The organism is Pseudomonas sp., assembly GCF_049300855.1.
In the GTDB taxonomy this organism is placed as follows: domain Bacteria; phylum Pseudomonadota; class Gammaproteobacteria; order Pseudomonadales; family Pseudomonadaceae; genus Aquipseudomonas.
This window is the reverse complement of record NZ_JBAQKH010000029.1, coordinates 48,857-68,806: the sequence shown is the minus strand read 5'-3', so window position 1 is coordinate 68,806 and position 19,950 is coordinate 48,857. Positions and strand designations below refer to the sequence as shown.

17 protein-coding genes and 1 pseudogene are annotated in these 19,950 nt (G+C 61.7%); 4 read left to right on the top strand and 14 right to left on the bottom strand.

Annotated elements, in window-relative coordinates; genetic code table 11:
• Window positions 1-29: 29 nt before the first annotated feature.
• Window positions 30-2,141 (bottom strand): ATP-binding protein, encoded by a 2,112-nt coding sequence (locus tag WA225_RS15510; protein WP_422608568.1) that lies wholly within the window; start codon window positions 2,139-2,141, stop codon window positions 30-32.
• A 134-nt stretch (window positions 2,142-2,275) separates the two neighbouring features.
• Complete coding sequence (locus tag WA225_RS15505) at window positions 2,276-2,965, bottom strand: GntR family transcriptional regulator (RefSeq protein WP_064387687.1); 690 nt, start codon at window positions 2,963-2,965, stop codon at window positions 2,276-2,278.
• A 79-nt stretch (window positions 2,966-3,044) separates the two neighbouring features.
• Here WA225_RS15505 and WA225_RS15500 point away from each other — a divergent pair.
• A pseudogene (locus tag WA225_RS15500) lies at window positions 3,045-3,239 on the top strand (flavin reductase family protein); the annotation flags it as partial.
• Between the two features lie 119 nt (window positions 3,240-3,358).
• Here WA225_RS15500 and WA225_RS15495 read toward each other — a convergent pair.
• From WA225_RS15495 to WA225_RS15460, 8 genes are all read right to left on the bottom strand, one after another.
• Window positions 3,359-4,018 carry a DUF799 domain-containing protein gene (locus WA225_RS15495; protein ID WP_422608567.1) on the bottom strand — a complete coding sequence of 220 codons (660 nt, stop codon included), beginning with the start codon at window positions 4,016-4,018 and terminating at the stop codon, window positions 3,359-3,361.
• The gene (locus WA225_RS15490) at window positions 4,015-4,386 is read right to left on the bottom strand and encodes a DUF4810 domain-containing protein (protein ID WP_422608566.1); all 372 of its coding nucleotides are present in this window, start codon (window positions 4,384-4,386) and stop codon (window positions 4,015-4,017) included. The genes WA225_RS15495 and WA225_RS15490 overlap by 4 nt, the downstream gene beginning before the upstream one ends.
• A 28-nt stretch (window positions 4,387-4,414) precedes the next feature.
• Window positions 4,415-5,101 (bottom strand): CsgG/HfaB family protein, encoded by a 687-nt coding sequence (locus WA225_RS15485; RefSeq protein ID WP_161986630.1) that lies wholly within the window; start codon window positions 5,099-5,101, stop codon window positions 4,415-4,417.
• A 290-nt stretch (window positions 5,102-5,391) separates the two neighbouring features.
• Window positions 5,392-8,469, bottom strand: coding sequence for an error-prone DNA polymerase (locus WA225_RS15480; protein WP_422608565.1), 3,078 nt, complete (start codon window positions 8,467-8,469; stop codon window positions 5,392-5,394).
• Complete coding sequence (locus WA225_RS15475; RefSeq protein ID WP_422608564.1) at window positions 8,466-9,881, bottom strand: Y-family DNA polymerase; 1,416 nt, start codon at window positions 9,879-9,881, stop codon at window positions 8,466-8,468. The genes WA225_RS15480 and WA225_RS15475 overlap by 4 nt, the downstream gene beginning before the upstream one ends.
• A gap of 7 nt (window positions 9,882-9,888) precedes the next feature.
• Entirely contained in the window at window positions 9,889-10,506 is a 618-nt protein-coding gene (gene imuA, locus WA225_RS15470; protein WP_095121011.1) for a translesion DNA synthesis-associated protein ImuA, read from the bottom strand.
• A complete protein-coding gene (lexA, locus tag WA225_RS15465; protein ID WP_422608563.1) occupies window positions 10,506-11,123 on the bottom strand; it encodes a transcriptional repressor LexA in 618 nt (205 codons plus the stop codon). The genes imuA and lexA overlap by 1 nt, the downstream gene beginning before the upstream one ends.
• Before the next feature lie 180 nt (window positions 11,124-11,303).
• Window positions 11,304-12,221 (bottom strand): LysR substrate-binding domain-containing protein, encoded by a 918-nt coding sequence (locus WA225_RS15460; RefSeq protein WP_422608562.1) that lies wholly within the window; start codon window positions 12,219-12,221, stop codon window positions 11,304-11,306.
• 103 nt (window positions 12,222-12,324) lie between these two features.
• Here WA225_RS15460 and WA225_RS15455 point away from each other — a divergent pair, with 103 nt between their 5' ends.
• The 3 genes from WA225_RS15455 to WA225_RS15445 all read left to right on the top strand — a co-directional run bounded on the left by WA225_RS15455 (window position 12,325) and on the right by WA225_RS15445 (window position 16,786).
• The gene (locus tag WA225_RS15455) at window positions 12,325-14,067 is read left to right on the top strand and encodes an amidohydrolase (RefSeq protein ID WP_422608561.1); all 1,743 of its coding nucleotides are present in this window, start codon (window positions 12,325-12,327) and stop codon (window positions 14,065-14,067) included.
• A gap of 188 nt (window positions 14,068-14,255) precedes the next feature.
• A complete protein-coding gene (locus WA225_RS15450; protein WP_422608560.1) occupies window positions 14,256-14,993 on the top strand; it encodes a TorF family putative porin in 738 nt (245 codons plus the stop codon).
• 134 nt (window positions 14,994-15,127) lie between these two features.
• Window positions 15,128-16,786 (top strand): phosphoethanolamine transferase, encoded by a 1,659-nt coding sequence (locus WA225_RS15445; RefSeq protein WP_422608559.1) that lies wholly within the window; start codon window positions 15,128-15,130, stop codon window positions 16,784-16,786.
• A gap of 123 nt (window positions 16,787-16,909) precedes the next feature.
• Here WA225_RS15445 and WA225_RS15440 read toward each other — a convergent pair whose 3' ends face one another.
• The 4 genes from WA225_RS15440 to WA225_RS15425 are packed head-to-tail and all read right to left on the bottom strand — an operon-like array spanning window position 16,910 to window position 19,774.
• Entirely contained in the window at window positions 16,910-17,188 is a 279-nt protein-coding gene (locus tag WA225_RS15440) for a DUF971 domain-containing protein (protein ID WP_422608558.1), read from the bottom strand.
• On the bottom strand, window positions 17,185-18,147 hold the full coding sequence (locus tag WA225_RS15435; RefSeq protein ID WP_422608557.1) for a HEAT repeat domain-containing protein: 963 nt from the start codon (window positions 18,145-18,147) through the stop codon (window positions 17,185-17,187). Before WA225_RS15435 ends, WA225_RS15440 begins: the two co-directional genes overlap by 4 nt.
• Window positions 18,144-18,992, bottom strand: coding sequence for an ABC transporter ATP-binding protein (locus tag WA225_RS15430; RefSeq protein WP_422608556.1), 849 nt, complete (start codon window positions 18,990-18,992; stop codon window positions 18,144-18,146). Before WA225_RS15430 ends, WA225_RS15435 begins: the two co-directional genes overlap by 4 nt.
• On the bottom strand, window positions 18,992-19,774 hold the full coding sequence (locus WA225_RS15425) for an ABC transporter permease (protein WP_422608555.1): 783 nt from the start codon (window positions 19,772-19,774) through the stop codon (window positions 18,992-18,994). Before WA225_RS15425 ends, WA225_RS15430 begins: the two co-directional genes overlap by 1 nt.
• Window positions 19,775-19,950: the final 176 nt, after the last annotated feature.

Genomic DNA, 19,950 nt, shown 5'->3' with positions numbered 1-19,950 from the left:
ACCTGCCTTGGTGAAGGAATGTTCAACGCTCAGCTACCGAGCACCACGCGAATCATCTGCAACATGGCCTCTGGGCTATACGGTTTGCCGAGCAAATGCGTGTCGGAGCTCAACTGATGATTGCGCGAGATGATGTCGCGGGTGTGCCCGGAGGTGAACAGCACCGCCACCGGCGGCGTCTGCACCTTGGCCCAGGCGAACAGGTCGGAACTCTTGATCAGCCCCGGCATGACCACGTCGGTGAAGATCAGGTCGACCTCGACACCTTCAAGGAGCATCTGCATGGCCGCATCGCCATTGCCGGCAGTCAACACGCGATAACCTTCCTCGCGCAGCAACTCGACCGCCGAGGCGCGCACCGCGTCGTTGTCCTCGACCACCAGAATCTTCTCGTGACCACCGCTCTGCTGCCGTTGCAGATTGGGCGACTCGTCGAGGATCGGCCGCAAACTGCGCGGGAAGTACAACTGCACCCGCGTGCCCTCGCCGATCGCACTGGCAATGTCGACATGCCCGCCGCTCTGTTTGACGAAGCCGAAGACCATGCTCAAGCCCAACCCGGTGCCCTGGCCATCGGCCTTGGTGGTGAAAAACGGCTCGAACACCTGCTCGAGAATGTCTTGCGCAATGCCAGCGCCGCTGTCACTGACGGCGACTCGGACAAACTCGCCGGGAACGATGCCTTTACCGGCACAAAACTCGCGGTCGAGTTGCACGTTGGCAGCGCTGAGCCCGATGGTGCCCTCGCCCTTCATGGCATCGCGGGCGTTGATCGCCAGATTGAGAATGGCGTTTTCCAGTTGATTGCGGTCGACGTTGATGTGCCATGGCGCGGGCGGCAACTGCACGTCGATCTGAATGGTTTCGCCCAGCGCCCGTTGCAGCAATTCGCCAACGCCTTCGAAAATCTGCTGCGGGTTGCACACCGCCGGCGACAACGGTTGACGACGGGCAAACGCGAGCAATTGCGAGGACAGCTTGGCGCCGCGCTCGACCGCCGCCAGCGAGGCACTGACCCGGCGCTGCACATTGGCGTTGTTCGGTTCATGGCGGGCGAGCAAATGCAGATTGCCGGCGATCACTTGCAGCAGATTATTGAAGTCGTGAGCGACGCCACCCGTCAGACCTCCGATGGCCTCAAGCTTCTGCGACTGGCGCAACTGCTCTTCCGCCGCCAGGCGTGCCTCGACCTCTTCGGCCACGCGCTGTTCGAGGTTGCGGGTAAATTTGAGCAGGGATTCTTCGGCAATCTTGCGTTCATGAATATCGATCAACACGCCGGGAAAGCGCAGCGGCTTGCCGTGCTCGTCGAACTCGCAGCCGCCGCTGGCCAGCACCCAAAGATAGCTGCCGTCAATCCGCTGGACGCGGTATTCAGCGTTATACGGCTCGCCGGTCTGCACGGAATGGGCAACGCGCTCTTGCACCCAGGCGTGGTCATCGGGATGGATGCGCGACTCGGCAATGTCCTGGGCCAGATTGCTCAGGTCGTGATCCGGCGGGTAAGAGAAGGTACGGGCAAAACGCTCATCTGCTGACAGCGTGTTGTTTTTCACGTCCCAGACAAACGAGCCAAGCAACGCGCCGGCATTCAGTGCCAGTCGCACCCTTTCGTTGTCGGCTCGGTAGGCGTCTTCCGCTTCCTGGCGCAGGCGTTCGGAGTTCACAAACTCGGTGGTTTCCACCACCATCGCCATCACGCCAGCAGGAGCCCCCTCGTCATTGGCCACAGGGCTGTAATAAAGATCGAGCCAGACGTCTTCCGGAACGCCATCGCGCAGCAGTACCAATACTTTATTGCGAAACGACAAGGTGCCACCGGCCAGGCAGGTATCGACCACATTGCGATTGAAATCGGCGACTTCCGGCCAGCCCAGTTCAACTGGCGAGCCGAGCAGATACGGATGGCGACCGCCGGCAAACTTCGAATAGGCGTCGTTGTAGATCATGTAGCCGGCGCGGCCCCAGAGCATGACCATCGGCAGTGGCGAGGCCAGCATCAGTTGCACCGCGCTGCACAGGCTGGCCGGCCAGCTGTTCAGAGGGCCAAGTTCGGTGTGGCGCCAGTCGAACGCACTGATGCGCCCGGCCATCTCGCCTTTCCAGCCATCACAACCATGGCTATCGGATAAAAACTGCATCGACTGACTCAGTGTCCTGTGGTGATTGCCCGATAAATCGCGACGCCAGAACGACGCGACGCCCGTCTGTTTCGAGCGTCTGCAAGCGTATTGGTTTCATGTGAGTTATAGCCGATTTCATCCCCGCCAGCAGACTAGACCCCGATCAGGTGCTTGAGCGGATGGTAGCCAGTTTTCATCTTCGCGGCGACGTCGAGAATGGCCTTCTCGATACCGTTCAAATGCATGCAGGTCAGCTCGATCGCGGCGCTTTGATTGCCGGCCTCGATGTACTCGATCAGGCGCAGGTGTTCGTCATCGCGGCACACCTCATGACTGTCGTCGTCCAGCGCAGCCGCGTACAGCGAGGCGCGGGAGATCAGCTTCTGGAACCAGTCGAGCAGCACCGGATTGTTCAGGCTGCGCGCCAGTTTGATGTGGAACTCGCCGAGCAGATGAATCAGCCGTTCGTGGTCGCCGGCAGCGTGCGCTTGATCTTCCAGCAACAGGTGTTCACGCAAGTCCTGCATCGCGGCGCTGTCCTTGCGGCGGCACAGTTCGGTGACGATGCCGATCTCGATCAGGCGCCGGGTTTCGAACAGCGAACGGATCTCTTCATTGCTCGGCAACGACACCGACGCACCTTTATTGGGCTCGGTGGTGACCAGGCCATCGGCCTCCAATTGCTTCAATGCGGCGCGCACCGACGTGCGACTGACATTAAATAACTCGGCCAGCGAGGCTTCACCCAGTTTCATGCCGGGGCGCAACGAACGCTTGCTGATCGCCTCGTAAACCCCTTGGTAGACGCGGTCGACCGTGGTTTCCAGTTTCTTCTCGGTCATTCGAACACTCCTGTAGCGTCGGGCAACCAACCCCTGACGATGCCTGGCCATGGAAAAAGGGCGGCAGACGCAGGTTAATCCGGGCCTTGGCAAATTGCATTCATATATTGCATACGGGCGGATGATGGCGCTGAACATTGGTCAGTTGCGGGAGATCAGTTTTGGCGAGGTGTTGAAGGCGCATGTGCGCGATGAGTGGATCGGTCCGAAGACGCTGGGCTTGGATGCGATCAGGCGCACGGGCGGTGGCGAGCGGTTTTGGCCAGAGCGTTGATTCATGATCGTTCCCACGCTCTGCGTGGGAATGCCGCTATGGACGCTCTGCGTCCACTGTGACGCGGAGCGTCACGGGATGCGTTCCCACGCAGCGCGTGGGAACGATCATTACCGGGCTCAGTCCGTGCCGTACTTCGGCGAGCGCGGGCCGTACAGCAGGCCTGCCGGATGCCCGGCCGAGAGCAGACGATTGCTCGCCCTACCGGCAATCGGGTAGCCGGCGTCGGTCGAACTGTTGATGATCTGCTTCACTGCCGCGGTGATCAGCATACCGATCAACCCACCGGCGTTGCCGTTGTTGCCCTCCTCGCTCGACGCCCGCGCCGAACCGGTCCACAGCGTGGTGCCGCTTTTCAGGTCAACCAGTTTCGCCGTCGCGGTCACCGCGGTTTCGCTGCTGATCACCATGTAACGCGTGCCGTATTCGGTCACGGTGATGTACAGCGCTGCGTCCGCACCGAAGATTTCCTTCAGTTTGTTCGGCGGTGCCTGATGGATATCGTCCGGCGTGGTCAGGCCGTTCTGGCGGAACGTCTCGTCCACCAGCGCAATTGGCAACACGTAGTAACCGGCTTCGGCCAACGGGAACGTCACTTGCGACAAGAGGCTGTACGAGGCCTTCACGTCCGGCGAGGTGTTCAGTGGCGGCAGCACCAGAATGGTCTTCGGCCGCGCTTGTTTGTAGGCCGAATAATCCACGGTCTTGGGCGCGACGCAGCCACCCAGCACGGTCAGGGCCAAACCGGCAGCCAGCAGTTTCAAGGTGCGCGCGATCATTTCGCGTCTCCGCTCTTGGCGTTCTTGAGCAGGAAGTCCATGTACGTGCCGGACTCGGGGAACAGGGTTTTCTCGGTGTTGAACTGCTGCACCATCTGGTCGTCCTTGCCCATGCTCAGATAGAGCAGGCCAAGGTGCGCGTGGTAACCCGGCGGCACGGCTTTGCCAGTGGAGCGGATTTTCTGCAGGTCACGTTCCAGCGCTTCAGCCTGGGCTTCTTTCGGCTCTTCGCCTTTGAAGTATTCGTAGACCTGGGGTTCGTAGCCTTCCCACTGATACAGGGTTTTCGGGCCGGAAGCACAACCGGCCAGCAAGGCGCTGGCGGCCAGCGTCAGCGCCATTAGCGAGCGCGACAAAGTCAGATTCATGGGTGTTGCTCCTTGCAATGGGCGTCGATCAGTTGCCCGGTTTCCAGGCACCGGCGTTCATGCCATCGACCAGACGATTGATCGCCTCGCGCATGGCCAGATCCAGTACTTTGCCGTTGAGGGTCGAGTCGTAGGCAGCGGTGCCGCCGAAGCCGATGATTTCGCGGTTGGACAAGGCGTATTCGCCGGCGCCCTGGGTCGAATAGACCACTTCGGAGGTGCTGATGTTGACGATGTTCAGGTTGACCTTGGCGTAGGCGACCTGGGTTTTGCCACGGCCGAGAATGCCGAACAACTGATGATCGCCGGTCTCTTTGCGGCCGAATTCGGTGACGTCACCGGTGACCACATAATCAGCGCCTTTGAGACGCTGGGCCTGGCCCTTGATCGCCGCTTCCTGCTGGATTTCGCCCATGTTGTCGCGATCCAGCACGCTGAAGCGGTTGGTCTGCTGCAAGTGGGTGATCAGAATGGTCTTGGCCTGACCGCCGAGACGGTCGACGCCGTCGGAGAAGATTCCGCGCATGTAGCTCGAACGGTTGTCGAACTTGCCCACGGCCATTGGCACACGAACGCCGGTCCAGACCTGAGTGGCGCTTTCCACCTTGGCCACTGGCAGCGCGCGGGAGCTTTCGGTGGCGCAACCGGCGAGTGTGCCGGCAATCGTGCCGAGCACAGCAATCGCGACGCCTGAGACCAGCATCCGGGAGATCATTCTCACTGAGTATTCCTTTTGAAAAACGGGGATGCCCCGCCACGGCAATGCGGTCGGGAACTGAAAAGGGCCGGCATTATGACAAAGTGCCATCATTCGCGACAGGATTTTTTTGACGCCAATGAATTGGCTTGATTGGCCTTACGCAAATCCATTGTGGGAGCGAGCTTGCTCGCGAAAGCGGTTCGTCATTCAACGAATATTTGTCTGATGCACCGCCTTCGCGAGCAAGCTCGCTCCCACAGGGTTTTGTGTCTGGGGTGGGTTGGTGTTTGGCTTGGGAGAAAGGATCAGTGAAAATCGCGGCTCTGCACGCGGATGCCATTGAGCAGCGGGCTGAGATCGCTCAGGCGGCCGGCGATCAGGTGGCGCACTTCGCCTTCGCGCTCCCAGCGGCCATCGACTTTCAGAAGTTGCGAGCCGACCAGCACTTGCCGCTGACGCTCGGCCAGATCGCGCCAGACCACCACGTTGACGTTGCCGAATTCATCTTCCAGGGTCACGAAGGTCACGCCACTGGCGGTGCCCGGTCGTTGGCGCCCGGTCACCAGCCCGGCAACGCTCACCGGCCGGCCGTGCTCGACCTCAAGTAATTCCTGCGAACTGCGACAGCGCCGCGCCTTCAGTTCGCCACGCAACAACGCCAGCGGGTGCGGGCCCAACGTGGTGCCAATCGTGGTGTAGTCCGCGTGCAGATCCTCGCCGACACTCGGCTTGGGCAACACCACGTCCGGCTCTTCCTGACTCGGCAATCCGGCAAACAACCCCAGCTGTTTCTGCACCCCGGCGACTTCCCAGCGCGCCCGATGCCGATGCCCGGCCAAACCGCGCAACGCCCCGGAATCAGCCAGCAACGCCTGCGCCCGACTGTCGAGCGCAGCCCGTTCGCCGAGGTCGGCGACATCGGCAAACGCCCCGCGCTCGCGCGCCGCCTCGATGCGCCGGGCGTCGTCCTCGCGAAAGCCCTTGATCATGCGCAGGCCCATGCGAATCGCCGGTTGCGCCCCGGTGGTGGTTTCCAGGCTGCAATCCCAGTCACTGGCGCGCACGTCGACCGGGCGGATCTGCAACTGATGCCGGCGTGCGTCCTGCAGAATCTGATCGGGGCTGTAGAAACCCATCGGCCAGCTGTTGATCAGCGCACAGGCGAAGGCGGCCGGTTCGTGGCACTTGAGCCAACAACTGGCGTAGGTCAGCAAGGCAAAACTGGCAGCGTGGGATTCGGGGAAACCGTAACTGCCGAAGCCTTTGATCTGCTCGAAAATCTGCGCGGCGAACTCTGGCGTGTAGCCGTTTTTCTTCATGCCGGCGGCCAGTCGCTCCTTGTGCGGCTCCAGTCCGCCATGGCGTTTCCACGCGGCCATCGAGCGACGTAATTGATCGGCCTCACCGGGGCTGTAATCGGCGGCGACAATGGCGATCTGCATCACCTGTTCCTGAAACAGCGGCACGCCGAGGGTGCGTTTGAGCACCACTTCCAGCTCCGGCGACGGGTAGGTTTCTTTTTCTTCCTTGTTCCGGCGCCGCAGGTACGGATGGACCATCCCGCCCTGAATCGGCCCCGGACGGACGATGGCCACCTCAATCACCAAGTCATAGAACTTCGCCGGTTTCAGGCGTGGCAGCATCGACATCTGCGCCCGCGACTCGATCTGGAACACGCCGATGGTGTCAGCGCGGCTGATCATGTCGTAGGTCGGTTTGTCTTCGGTCGGAATGGTCGCCAGGCTCAGGTCCCGATTGCGGTGACGCCGCAGCAGGTCGAAACAGCGGCGAATCGCGCTGAGCATGCCGAGGGCGAGGATATCCACCTTGAGCAGGCCGACCGCGTCGAGGTCGTCCTTGTCCCACTGGATGATCGTGCGCTCGGCCATGGCGGCGTTCTCGACCGGCACCAGGGTGTCCAGCGGCTGCTCGGAAATCACGAAGCCACCGGGGTGCTGCGACAGGTGTCGGGGGAAGCCGATCAACTGCCCGGTCAGGCTCAGCACCCGGCGCAACACCGGACTGTCCGGGTCGAAGCCCCCCTCAAGCAAACGCTCGAGCGGCGGCGTTTCATCACTCCAGTGGCCGCAGCAATCGGCCAATGCATTGATCTGATCCGGCGGCAGGCCCAAGGCCTTGGCCACGTCGCGCACCGCACCGGCAGCGTGGTAAGTGCTGACCACCGCGGTCAGCGCGGCACGACCACGGCCATAACGGCGAAACACGTATTGCAGGACTTCTTCGCGGCGTTCGTGTTCGAAGTCGACGTCGATGTCCGGCGGCTCGTTGCGCTCCTTGGACATGAAGCGTTCGAACAGCAGCGTGGTGCGGTCCGGGTCGATTTCGGTGATGCCCAAGGCGAAACACACCGCCGAGTTGGCTGCCGAGCCACGGCCCTGACACAGAATCTTTTGCTCGCGGGCGAAGCGCACCACGTCGTGCACGGTGAGGAAGTAGCTTTCGTAGCCGAGTTCGGCGATGAGTTTCAGCTCGTCGTCGATCTGCTTGAGCACTTTGGCTTGCGGGCCTTTGGGCCAACGCCAGGCGATGCCCTCTTCGGTCAGATGACGCAACCAGGAACTGGCGCTGTGCCCCTCAGGCACCAGTTCTTTGGGGTATTGATAACGCAACTCGCCCAGATCGAAGGTGCAGCGCCGGGCCAGACTCACCGATTCGTCGAGCAAGGCCTGCGGATACAACTCGCGCAACACCTCGACACTGCGCAAATGCCGTTCGCCATTGGGGTGCAAGCGCAACCCGGCTTCGGCCACCGGCACGTGATGACGGATCGCCGTCATGGTGTCCTGCAAGGCGCGCCGGCCACGGGCGTGCATGTGCACATCACCACTGGCCACGGCCGCAATCTGCAACTCGGCGGCCAGACTCAACAATGCCGCCAACCGCTGCTGATCGTCCTGGCCACGATGCAATTGCACCGCCAGCCACAGGCGCTCGCCGAAGGTCTGCCGCAGCCAACGGCCCTCGTCCACCTGATCAAGCGAGTCCGGCACCCACAACACCAGCAACCCCGGTAGCGGCTCGGCGAAGTCCTCACGCAGCACTTGATACTGGCCTTTCTGCGTGCGCCGCCGCGCACGGGTGATCAAACCGCACAGGGCCTGGTAGCCCGCCAGGTTCTCCACCAGCAACAGCAGTTTCGGGCCGTTTTCAATGCGCACTTCACTGCCGATGATCAGCGGCAGCTCAACCGATTTCGCCGCTTGCCAGGCGCGGACGATCCCGGCCAATGTGCATTCATCGGTGATTGCCAGCGCTTGATAGCCATGTTTTTTCGCTCGCTGGAACAACTCAAGGGCACTGGAAGCACCGCGCTGAAAACTGAAGTTCGACAGGCAGTGCAGTTCGGCATAGCCATCGTTCATGCAAACCAGCCCTGCAGCCACAACGGACCGCCCTCGCCCACCGCGCGATAAGCCCAGCCCTGTTGGCCGGCGCGGTTCTGGATCAGGTAATAATCGCGGCGCACATCGTCGCCGTCCCACCAGCCCGATTCGATACGCTCCGGGCCCATGAGAATCCGCGCCGAACCTTCTGCCACGCTTTGCGGCTCGCCGAGTAACCAGCCCGGACGGTGCACACTGGGCAAACCTGCGCAGCGTTGTTTGTCGACGCCGTGCTGCCACGCGCACTCGGGGCGATGATCGGCCTGAAAGCGCAACCCCTGCACGGCGTCATCGCCCAAGCGTGCACGCAGACGTTCGCGCAATTGCTCCCACGGCAAGGTCTGCTGCGGACGGTCGTCGAACAGCTCCTGAAACTGCGGCACGAAGCTCGGCAGATCCTCGGCGCGCAGACGAAAGCCACGCACGGGCGCCTCGACTTGCACTTGCTCCAGGCGCCCGCGCGCCAGTTCGAAGAGCATCGCCGGATCACGTTCGGCGCTGAGCAAACCAACCTTGATCACGCTGTCCGCCAACCCGGCGTGTTCCAGATGCAGGTCGAAACGCTGCACGCCGCTGTCACGCCCACAGAGGAACGCCGACAGATCGCCAGTCAAACGCCGCAGCGGGAACAACAAGGCCTGATGCGATTGCACGTCAAAATTGAGTTCGATGCGCACATCGAAGCGATCCGGCGGCAGGTAAAACTCCAGCGCCAATGGCCGCGCACCGAACAAGGTGTCGAGATGCTTGAGCATCTGCGCCTCAAAACGGCGGGCCAGCGCCTGACGCGGCAGGTTCTGCACCTGACTGAGGTTGCGCAGGCCCATGCGCGACAACGCCGTGGCTACACTTGGCTCCAGGCCTACGCGGTCGACAGGCAACTGGCCGAGGTGATGCTGCAAGGCCTCGCCGTCCGGCACCACCAAGCCATCGTAAGCATTGGCCAGCACTCGCGCCGCCACCGGATTGGGTGCGGCGACGATGCGATGACGAAAGCCCAGCTCGGTCAGTTCCTGGCGCAGTCGTGCTTCGAACTGCGCCCAGGAGCCGAACAGGCCCAGGCTCGATTCGATCTCGAAGACCACGGTGCGCGGGTAATGCACGCTGACTTGCGCGCTGAAACGGTAGGCCCACGCGGCGAGAAATTGCTGCCAATGCTCGACCTCGGCAGCCTCGTAGTCAGCGGTGGCAAAACCTTTGCTCATCGCCTGCGCAGCGGTCATCGACTGACCGGCGCGCAGACCGAGTTTGCGCGCCGCCGGGTTAACCGCTTGCAGCACCCGCCGTTGGGCCGGGCCGCTGAGCAGCACCAACGGTTCATCGGGATCGGGACGTTGCCGCAGCACCGCGTCCAAGGCCAATTGCGGAAACACAATACACACCCAGCGCATGGCGACCTCAGTGACCCACGGCAAAGGCAATCGGCGCCGCACGCGCCAAACCGCCACGGCACTTGAGCACGCGCAACTGCGCAGGCTTGGCATCGATGGCAATGCGCAGTGCCGCCGGTGACGGGTTGACCGCTTCACTCAACGGCCGCCAGGCAAATGCCAGGGTCTGGCCGGTTTCCGCCGCCACCTGCAAACGGCGCAACGCGCGATCATCGGCCTTGTGCGGCCAGCACAGCACCGCGCCGCAACTGCCGGAACGCAAACACTGCTCGGCCGCCCACAAGGCATCGCGCTCGCTGGCCTGAATCACCGACAACTGACGCAGATCGACCCCGGCGTTTTCCCACGCCTGCGGGTACGGCACGAATGGCGGCGCCACCAGCACAATGCGCTCGCCCGCCGCCGACAACCGCGCCAGCGTCGGCCAGACCAGTTGCAGTTCACCAACACCGGGGCCGGCCAAGAGGATTTCGCTCAGCGCCGCTTCCGGCCAGCCACCGCTGGGCAGTGCCGCGTCCAGCGCGGCGTGCCCGGTCGGTTGCGGACTGGCGGCCGGGGGCGCAGGCCGGCCCTTCCAGACCTGGCCGCCATTGAACAGCGTATCCAACGCAACGACGGCGCCCATCAGCCTTGCCTCACCAGACCACAGAACACCCCTTCGATGGCCAGATCCTGATCATCGCGCACGACAATCGGCTGATACGCCGGGTTGCGCGGCAACAGCCGCACTTCATCGCCGAGCCGTTCGAAGCGTTTGATGGTGACTTCACCGTCGAGTCGCGCCACCACGATCTGGCCGTTGAGCGCCTCGGGATTGCGCCGCACGCCGACCAGATCGCCGTCGAGAATGCCGTCCTCGATCATCGAATCGCCCTGCACCCGCAGCATGTAATCGGGTGTGCGCGAGAACAGAGCCGGATCGAGCAGCAAGCGGCTATGGATATCGGCATCGGCGCCAATCGGCGCACCGGCAGCGACGCGACCGAGCACGGGGATGTCGAGCAGCTCCGGACGCGGCGGCTGCCCGAGCAGGCGAATGCCCCGGGCCTGATTGGGGTTGACCTCGATAAACCCGGCTTCAGTGAGCGCGAGCACGTGTTTGCGCGCCACGCTGCGCGAGGCAAAACCAAAAGCCTCGCTGATTTCAGCGAGGCTTGGGGGCTGACCGTGTTCGGCGATTCGCTCGCGGATAAACGTCAGGATGGCGGTACGGCGGGGAGTCAGGTTCGTCATGGAGTACATTTGTACTCCTGTAGGATTTTCCTGACAAGCGCCGCCAGTCAGCTCAAGCCACGTGCGGCGAGAAATGCGGCGATTTGATCGTTCCCACGCTCCGCGTGGAAATGAAGCCCGTGACGCTCCGCGTCACTGGACGCAGAGCGTCCCCAGAGGCATTCCCACGCGGAGCGTGGGAACGATCAGTCAGCTTAAGCCGCGTTCGGCTAGGAATTCGGCGATGTAATCGATGAAGGCAACGACCTTGGCCGTGGCCCGTCGATGGCTCGGATACACCGAGAGAATGTGCGGACCAAACGTATCCGGATCGATTTCGTAATCCGCCATGACCCGCACCAGTCGCCCGTCGGCAATGTATGGCGCGGCGCTCCACAGCGGCGTGTGCAGCAAACCGCGCCCGGCCAGGGCACTGGCCAGCAGCAAGTCGTAATTGTCACTGCGCAACAGCGGCGCCGCCGGTTGCGCCAGGCTCAAGCGCTGCCCGTCACGCTCGGCCCACCAGAATTCGCGGCTGAGCAACGGGTGCTGATAGAGCAGCCATTGATGCTGCTCAAGCGTCTGCGGATTGACCGGCAATCCCTTGCGCGCCAGATATTCCGGGCTGCCGCACAGGGCCAGACGATTACTGCCGACCACCCGCGCAATCAACCCCGGCAAATCATCGTGGCCTTCGCGCAACGCCAGGTCGTAGCCACTTTCCAGCAGATTGACGAAGGCATCGCACAGGTCCACTTGCAGGCTGATCTGCGGGTATTGCTGCAAAAAACCGTCACACACCTGATCGAGAAACGCCCGTCCATACGCCAGTGGCGCGGTGATTTTCAGGCTGCCGCGCAAGCCGTGCTGCAACTGCTCGATTTCTTCGCTGGCCTCGTCCAGCCGCTGCAACACCAGCCGCGCGGTTTCCAGGTAGACCCGGCCGATTTCGGTCAGCAAGATCCGCCGCGTGCTGCGCTCGAACAGCCGCGCACCCAGCTCCGATTCCAGGTGATTGACCGCTTTGGTCAGCGCCGACGGCGTCTTGCCCAACTGCTCGGCGGCGCGGCTGAAGCTGCCGAGTTGCGCGGTAACCACGAACATTTTCAATGCACCCAACTTGTCCATGCTTTTTCCATTCAGGCAAAAACGTTTTTCGTGAGGGAGGCGTTCTGTCAGCCGCTGCCAGCCACTAATCTGGCCATCAGACGCAATAACAAGGAAATCTTCAATGAAAAGATTCATCCCGAAGCTGTTGGTACTTGCCGTAAGTTTTGCCTCGATGGAAGCCATGGCCGCCACCGATCTGGTGCTGCTCAACGGCAAGATTTTTACCGCCGACCGCACGCAACCCAAGGTGCAGGCACTGGCCGTAGAGAACGGCAAGGTGCTGAAAGTCGGCAGCGATGCGCAGATCAAAGCCTTGATCGAACCCGGTACCCAAGTGATCGACCTCAAGGGCAAAGCCCTGATGCCCGGCCTGATCGACAGCCATTCCCACGCGATTTTCGGCGGACTGGAAATGGTCTCGGCGAACATGGAGGACGAAGTCGTCGCCCTCGACGAGCTGCAAAAACGCCTGCGCGACTGGCGCGAAGACGGCAAAGCGAAACACGGTGATGTGCTGAGCATCGCCGGCATGAGTTCGGCTTACTGGGCGCAAGCCGAGGCGCTCGGCAAAACCTTCAACAGCGGCGAATGGGCCGATGTGCCAGTGGTGTTCATCGGCAGCGACCACCACACCGCGTGGGCGAACAACGTCATGCTCAAACGCGCCGGCATCGACGCCGCGTTGCTGCAAACCCTGCCCGACGCGGAAAAAGACACCATCGGCAAACTGGCCAACGGTGAGCCAAACGGCTTTGTGGTCGACGCCGGTTGGGACCGGGTCGCCTCGAAAATGCCGGTGCCGAGCCCCGCCGACATGTTGAACGCGGCGAAATCTGCGGTGCGCTACAACAACAGCCTCGGCATCACCGCGTGGATGGACCCGGCCGCCAACGCCGCGCCGGGCGAAGCGGTGTTCGCGCTCAAACCGACCGAAAAAACCGTCGGCGTGCTGCCGGCCTATAAAGCGCTGTCGGAAAGCGGCGACATGAGCGTGCACGTCGCCGCGTTGCTGGTGGCCAACCCGAAAAGTGTGCCCGCCGACCTCGATACGCTGGACAAGGTGCGCCAGCAATTTCAGGGCATCCCCAATCTGACGTTACCCGGGATCAAGATCTTTGCCGACGGCGTGATCGAGTTCCCGGCGCAGAGCGCGGCGATGATCGATCCGTACAGCAACTCGCACAAACAGGGCGAACTGCTGATCGATCCGCAACATTTCGGCGAACTGGTCAGCGCCATCGACCAGCGCGGCTGGCTGGTGCACATCCACGCGATCGGCGACCGCGCGGTGCGTGAGTCGCTGAACGGCATCGCCCAGGCACGCAAGGATCGCCAGAGCGGCGTGACCCATTCGATCACTCACCTGCAAATGGTCAACCCGAAAGAGTTCGCCCGTTTCAAACCGCTCAATGTGATCGCCTCGATGCAACTGCTGTGGGCCAGCGCCGACGATTACACCACCGACATGATCAAGCCCTACGTCAGCGCCCTCGCCTTTCGCTACCAGTACCCGGCGCATTCGCTGCTGAAACAGGGCGCGACGATTGCCGGCGCCAGTGACTGGCCGGTGTCGACGCCGAACCCGTTCAACGCCATGGCGCAGGCGATCACCCGCGTTGGCCCGTTGGGCGTGCTCAATGCCGACGAGCGTCTGGACCGCGACACCATGTTCTACGCCTACACCGTCAACGCGGCGCGGACAATTGGCCTGGAGAAACAGATCGGCTCGCTGACGCCAGGCAAGCAGGCTGACTTTATCGTCCTCGACCGCGACGTGTTCAGCGTCGACAACAAGGCCCTGCACGACACTCAGGTCCTGCAAACCTGGTTCGCTGGCCGCCAGGTCTACACCGCCACCCAATAACAACAACCATCCACCCTGTGGGAGCGAGCTTGCTCGCGAAGAGGCCAGTCTATTCAACATCTTCACTGACTGACCCACCGCCTTCGCGAGCAAGCTCGCTCCCACATGTTTTGTGAGGGTGGCCGATATGGCATTCCCACACATAGTTTTCGTACTGCCCAAAAATAACCACAACATCGGGACTTCACATGAAAGCCTTGCCCCTGTTCGCCCTGAGTTTTTTCAGTCTGCTGCCTTTGAGCAGTTTTGCGATCCCTTTAAACGATGACTTTGCGCTGGTGGTAGACCTGAATCTGGCCAGCGATTACCGCACCCGTGGCATCTCGCAGACCCAGAATGACCCCGCCGTACAGGCCGGTCTGACCCTCGCGCACAGCAGTGGCCTATACCTTGGCGCCTGGAGCTCGAACGTCGATTTCGGCGGCGGCCTGAAAACCCGCCAGGAAGTCGATTACTACGGCGGCTGGCTGTGGCAGGCGACCGAGGATGTCAGCCTCGATCTGGGCTACATCAAGTACGCCTACCCCAAGGAAAGCCAGTTCAACCAGAGCGAGGTTTACGGGATTCTCGGGGTTTACGGGGTGAAACTGGCGGCGTATTACTCCAGCGATGCACCGGGAATCGATAGCAAGCAAAGTTCGCTGTACAGCTACATCGGTTATGAAACCGAGTTGCCTTACGACTCGGGGCTGAAATTGCGTTACGGCAAGATGGATTTCAAGGATCCGCATTTGTACTCGGCGTCCGGGCAGGCGGAGGACAGTTATCGGGAGTGGGAAGTCAAACTCACCCACAATCTGGCCGGGGTGGTGTTGGGGTTGAGCTATATCGACACTGATCTCTCACAAACCCAATGTCTGAGCAATTGGGGTTTCAAAGATGTGTGCACTGCCACCGTCGTCGCCAGCGTCAGCAAATCTTTCTGACACCACCGAAGGCCTACAGGGTTCGCTGTGTATTCGGTAGTTGTTACAGGATGTTTACGAATTTTTTACTAATGTTCTTCTACAGTTACACGCGCAACCGCGTGGTGTTCTATTCATGTAGAGGAATGTTTGACATGGCTTTGGGCAACGGACTGCGTTTACCGTCCATCACTCCTACCCGACTGGTGCTGCTGTTTTCCCTGGCGCTGGTGGCGTTGTACAACCTGGCGACCTGGAAGGCGTTGGGTACGCTGATTACCCTGCAAGGCGCGCACAAAGTGGCGTTTTTCGCCTCGTTCGGGCTGTTTTTGTGGGCGGCGATCACCCTGCTGCTGACCCTGGTGTCGTTTCGCTGGACGCTGAAACCAGCGCTCACCGTGGTCGCCCTGCTCTCGGCGTGCGCCGCGTATTTCATGAACGAATACGGCATCACCATCGACACGGTGATGATCCAGAACGTCTTTGAAACCAACCCCGCCGAAGCCACCGCGCTGTTCAACGGCAAACTGCTGGCTTACCTGCTGTTGCTCGGCGTGTTGCCGGCGGCGCTGATCTGGCGTTGGCCGGTGAGTTACCGGCCGTTGTTTCGCGGCTTGCTCAACAAGATTCTGGTGATCATCGCCTGTGTGCTGGTGATCGCCGCGTCGGTGGGCGCGTTCTATTCGACTTACGCGCCGATTTTCCGCGAAGAAGACAAGTTGACCCACTTCATCAACCCGACCAACTACATCTACGCGATCAGCAAATACACCAAACAACGCCTGGGCATCAAAAAGCATTTCGTGGTGCAGGCCATCGGTGAAGACGCGGTGATGAGCGCTAAAGCGGCGAGTCGCGAGAAGAAATCGCTGATGGTGTTTGTGGTCGGTGAAACCGCGCGCGCCGATCACTTCTCGCTGAACGGCTATGCACGCGAGACCAACCCCGAACTGAGCAAACTCGACATCCTCAATTTCACCCAGGTGCATTCCTGCGGCACCTCGACGGCGGTCTCGGTGCCGTGCATGTTCTCGATGTTCCCGCGTGAGGATTACAGCGACAAAAAAGGCAAAACCTACCAAGGCCTGCTCGACATCCTCCAGCGCGCCGGCGTGCAAGTGCTGTGGCTGGACAACAACAGCGACTGCAAAGGCACGTGCCTGCGCGTGCCACATCGCGATATTGCAAAAAATCAGCCGGGGCCATTCTGCGACGGCAACAACTGCCTCGACGAGGCGCTGCTGCAAGATCTGCAAAGCTACATCGACAGCCTCAAGGGCCACGCGATCATCGTCCTGCATGCGGACGGCAGCCACGGCCCGGAATACTACGAGCGCTATCCGAAAAACATGGAGCGCTTCAAACCGATCTGCCACACCAACCAGTTGGGCAGTTGCAGCCGCGATGAGCTGGTGAACGTGTACGACAACACGATCCTCTACACCGACCATTTCCTCGCCAAGGTCATTGAGTTGCTCAAACGCAATCAGGATTCGCTGGACACCTCGATGGTGTACGTCTCCGACCACGGCGAATCGCTGGGCGAGAACGGTCTGTACCTGCACGCGGCGCCCTATGCGCTGGCGCCGGAAGCGCAAACGCATGTGCCGATGGTGATGTGGTTTGGCGACGGCACGCTGGCGAGTGAAGGAATTGATCGTGGATGTCTACAGGGCAAGACCGGGCAGGCGGATTTGAGCCACGACAACCTGTTTCATTCGGTGCTGGGGTTGTTTGAGGTGAAGACCTCGGTGTATCAGCCGGGGCTGGATATTTTTCATGGCTGCCGGCCGTCGATGACGGCCACGAATTAACCAAACACTGAAGATCCCTGTGGGAGCTGGCTTGCCAGCGATGAGGCCGGCACATCCGGCATCTGTGTTGACTGACAAGCCGCCATCGCTGGCAAGCCAGCTCCCACAGGGTAAATGGTGCTCTCAGGGTATGAGGTTTGCCAGATAGGCCCACGGGTAGATGCCGCGTTGATGGCCATCGCTGAACACCAGTTGCACGCCGTAACCCTGCGGGTTGAGTTCGATCAGGCGTACGCGTTCATCGACCAGCGGCGTCAGGCCTTTGAGGCGAAACGCGCGGCATTGCGAGCACGGGCACTGGCGGCGCAGTTCGGCGTGGTTGAGTTGTTGTTCGCGGCCATCCGGCCAACTCAAGCGTAAGGTGCCTTCGCTTTGCGAATTCCCCACCGATAACGGGTTCATTGCAACTGACTCAAGGCAATGCGCACGGCTTTGCGCACTTCCGGGTCGCCGTCATCCTGTGCGGCCTGCAACGCGGCCACGGCGCCGCGATCATTCAGTTCGCCCAAGGCCAGCGCGGCCTCTTTGCGCAGGTTGCTGATGCGATGGCCGAGGGTCTCGATCAAGGCATCCAGCGCCGGTGCAAACCGCAAACGACCAAGGCTGCGGGTGGCGCGCAGGCGCACTTGCCAATAATCGTCGCTCAAGGCGTCGACCAGTGCTGAACCAGCGTCAATATGGCCGACCTTGCCCAAGGTTGTGGCGGCTTCTTCGCGCACTTGCCAGGCGTTGTCCTGCAAGGCCTGACGCAGGGCCGGGAGGACTTCGGCGCTGGAGGCCAGGCCCAAAGCACCGGTAGCCGCGCGGCGGACCTCGGTGTCCGGATCATCGCTGGCCAATCGCGCCAGGGCTGGCAGTGCGTCGAGTTGCTTGAGCCAGCCGAGCACGCCGACCGCTTCGCGACGGACATTGGCGTCAGCATCGTTAAGCGCAGCGACCGCCGCCGGTGCTGCGTCGGCAAAACGCAATTCACGTAGCGCGCGGAATGCGGCGATGCGCACGCTGACATCCGCGTGATCCGTCCACGGCAGAATCACCCGCCCCGCTGCTTCAGTCTTGAGCAGACTCAGACTTTGCGCAGCGGCGGATTGCACGGCGGGCGACGGGTCAGTCAGCGCCTCGCACAACGCTTGCACGACGGCCTCATCTTCCCAAGCCTCCAGCAACCTCGCGGCTTCGGCGCGGACTTCTTCGGCGGGATCCTGGCCGAGGCGATCGACCAGCCAGAGCAAGCCATCCGGCTCTTCGAGATCGGCCAGATCAATCAGCGCAATACGCCGCACACCGGCGTCTTCAGCGGTCAGGCGCGGTTGCAGGGCAAGGATGTCTTGGTTATCGGTCACAGCAAAAATAGAGGTCATAGGGCAAATCGCGGCAAAGGGTTTTCAGGAGGCAGGCCGAGCGGATTGAGGCGCGGCAGCGGTCGGTCGTTGTCGTGGCGCAGCAGGTCGAGGCAGTGGCGTTTGAGGCGCGAGAATTCAGGACTGGTGACCAGTTCACTGGTGCGTGGCCGGGCGAAATCCAGACGCAAGTCTTCGATGATTCGCCCCGGCCGCGCGCTCATCACCAGCAGGCGATCGGCGAGAAACAGCGCCTCGTCGATGTCATGGGTGACGAAAACCACGGTGGTGCGGATGCGCGTCCAGATGTCCAGCAGCAGTTCCTGCATGTTCAGCCGGGTCAGCGCATCCAGTGCGCCGAACGGCTCATCCATCAATAACAGGCGCGGACGATTGACCAGCACACGGGCGATTTCCACGCGTTGCTGCATGCCGCCGGAAAGCTGATCGGGCCAGCGTTCGGCGAAACCTTCGAGGCCGACCAGTTTGAGAATCTCGTCAGCGGCGCGATGGCGCTCAGCCTTGCCGACGCCGCGCATTTTCAGGCCGAAGGCGACGTTGTCACGCACCGTTCGCCACGGAAACAGCGTGTGATGCTGGAACACCATGCCGCGCTGCGGTGACGGCCCGGACACTTCGCTGCCATCGACTTTCAGGCTACCGGCATGCGCACTCAGATGCCCGGCCAAGGCGCCGAGCAAAGTCGATTTTCCGCAACCGGACGGGCCGAGAATGCAGACGAACTGGCCGGGTTCGATCTGACAATCGAGTTCGCGCACGGCTTCGAACGCTTCCCGACCATGGCCGAGGACGATGGAAAGTTGGCGGATGTCGATCCGCCCTTCCGGGGTTTGCATCACGCTCATCAGGCTTTTCCTCGCGGTCGATGCCAGGGCGTGAACAGCCCGCCGAGGCGTTTGATCAGCAGACTGCTGCCCATGCCCAACACGCCGATCAGGAGCATGCCGACGACGATGTCGGCGTAGTTCTGAATCGTGTAGGACTCCCAGGTGTAGTAACCGATGCCGAACTGGCCAGAGATCATTTCCGCTGTGACCAGACAGAACCACGACGTGCCCATGCCGATCGCCAGGCCGGTGATGATGCTCGGTGCGGCCCCGGGTAGAATCACTTCGAGCAGGATGGCGCGGCGCCCTGCCCCGAGGCTTTTCGCCGAGGCGATCAGGCGCGGGTCGACGCCTTCGACGCCGTGCACGGTGTTGAGCAGGATCGGGAACAGCGCGCCGGTGAAGGTGATGAAGACCATCGACAGTTCGGAGGATGGGAACATCAGGATCGCCAGCGGGATCCACGCGACGGCAGGGATTGGGCGCAGGACTTCCAGTGGGGGCAGCAGCAGGTCTTCGGCCCATTTCGAACGGCCGATGGCTAGACCGAGGGCGATGCCGATCACCAGCGCGGCGAGGTAGCCGGCGAAGACGCGGCTGAGGCTGGCGGTGAGGTGTTGCAGGAGCTTGCCGGAGTCGCCCAAACCGAGTGCCGCTTCGATCACCGCGATGGGTGTCGGCACGTTGGCGAAGGTGACGAGGCCGAGGTTCCAGTGGTGGCTGGCGGCGAGTTGCCAGAACAGCAGGCAGAGCAGCAAGGATGAGGCTCTTGATGTCCAGCGTAGGGCGGGTGAATTCATTGATCAGGTTTCCAGTTCCGGGTCTGTTTGATGGCTGAGATTTACCCCCTCACCCCAGCCCTCTCCCCCAAGGGGGCGAGGGGGAAAGGGAGCCGACCTGCGTGCTTTTCAAAACCTGCGTTCAGCTTGAAAGGGAGCTGATCTTCATGCCTTTCAAACCTGAGTTCGACTCGATA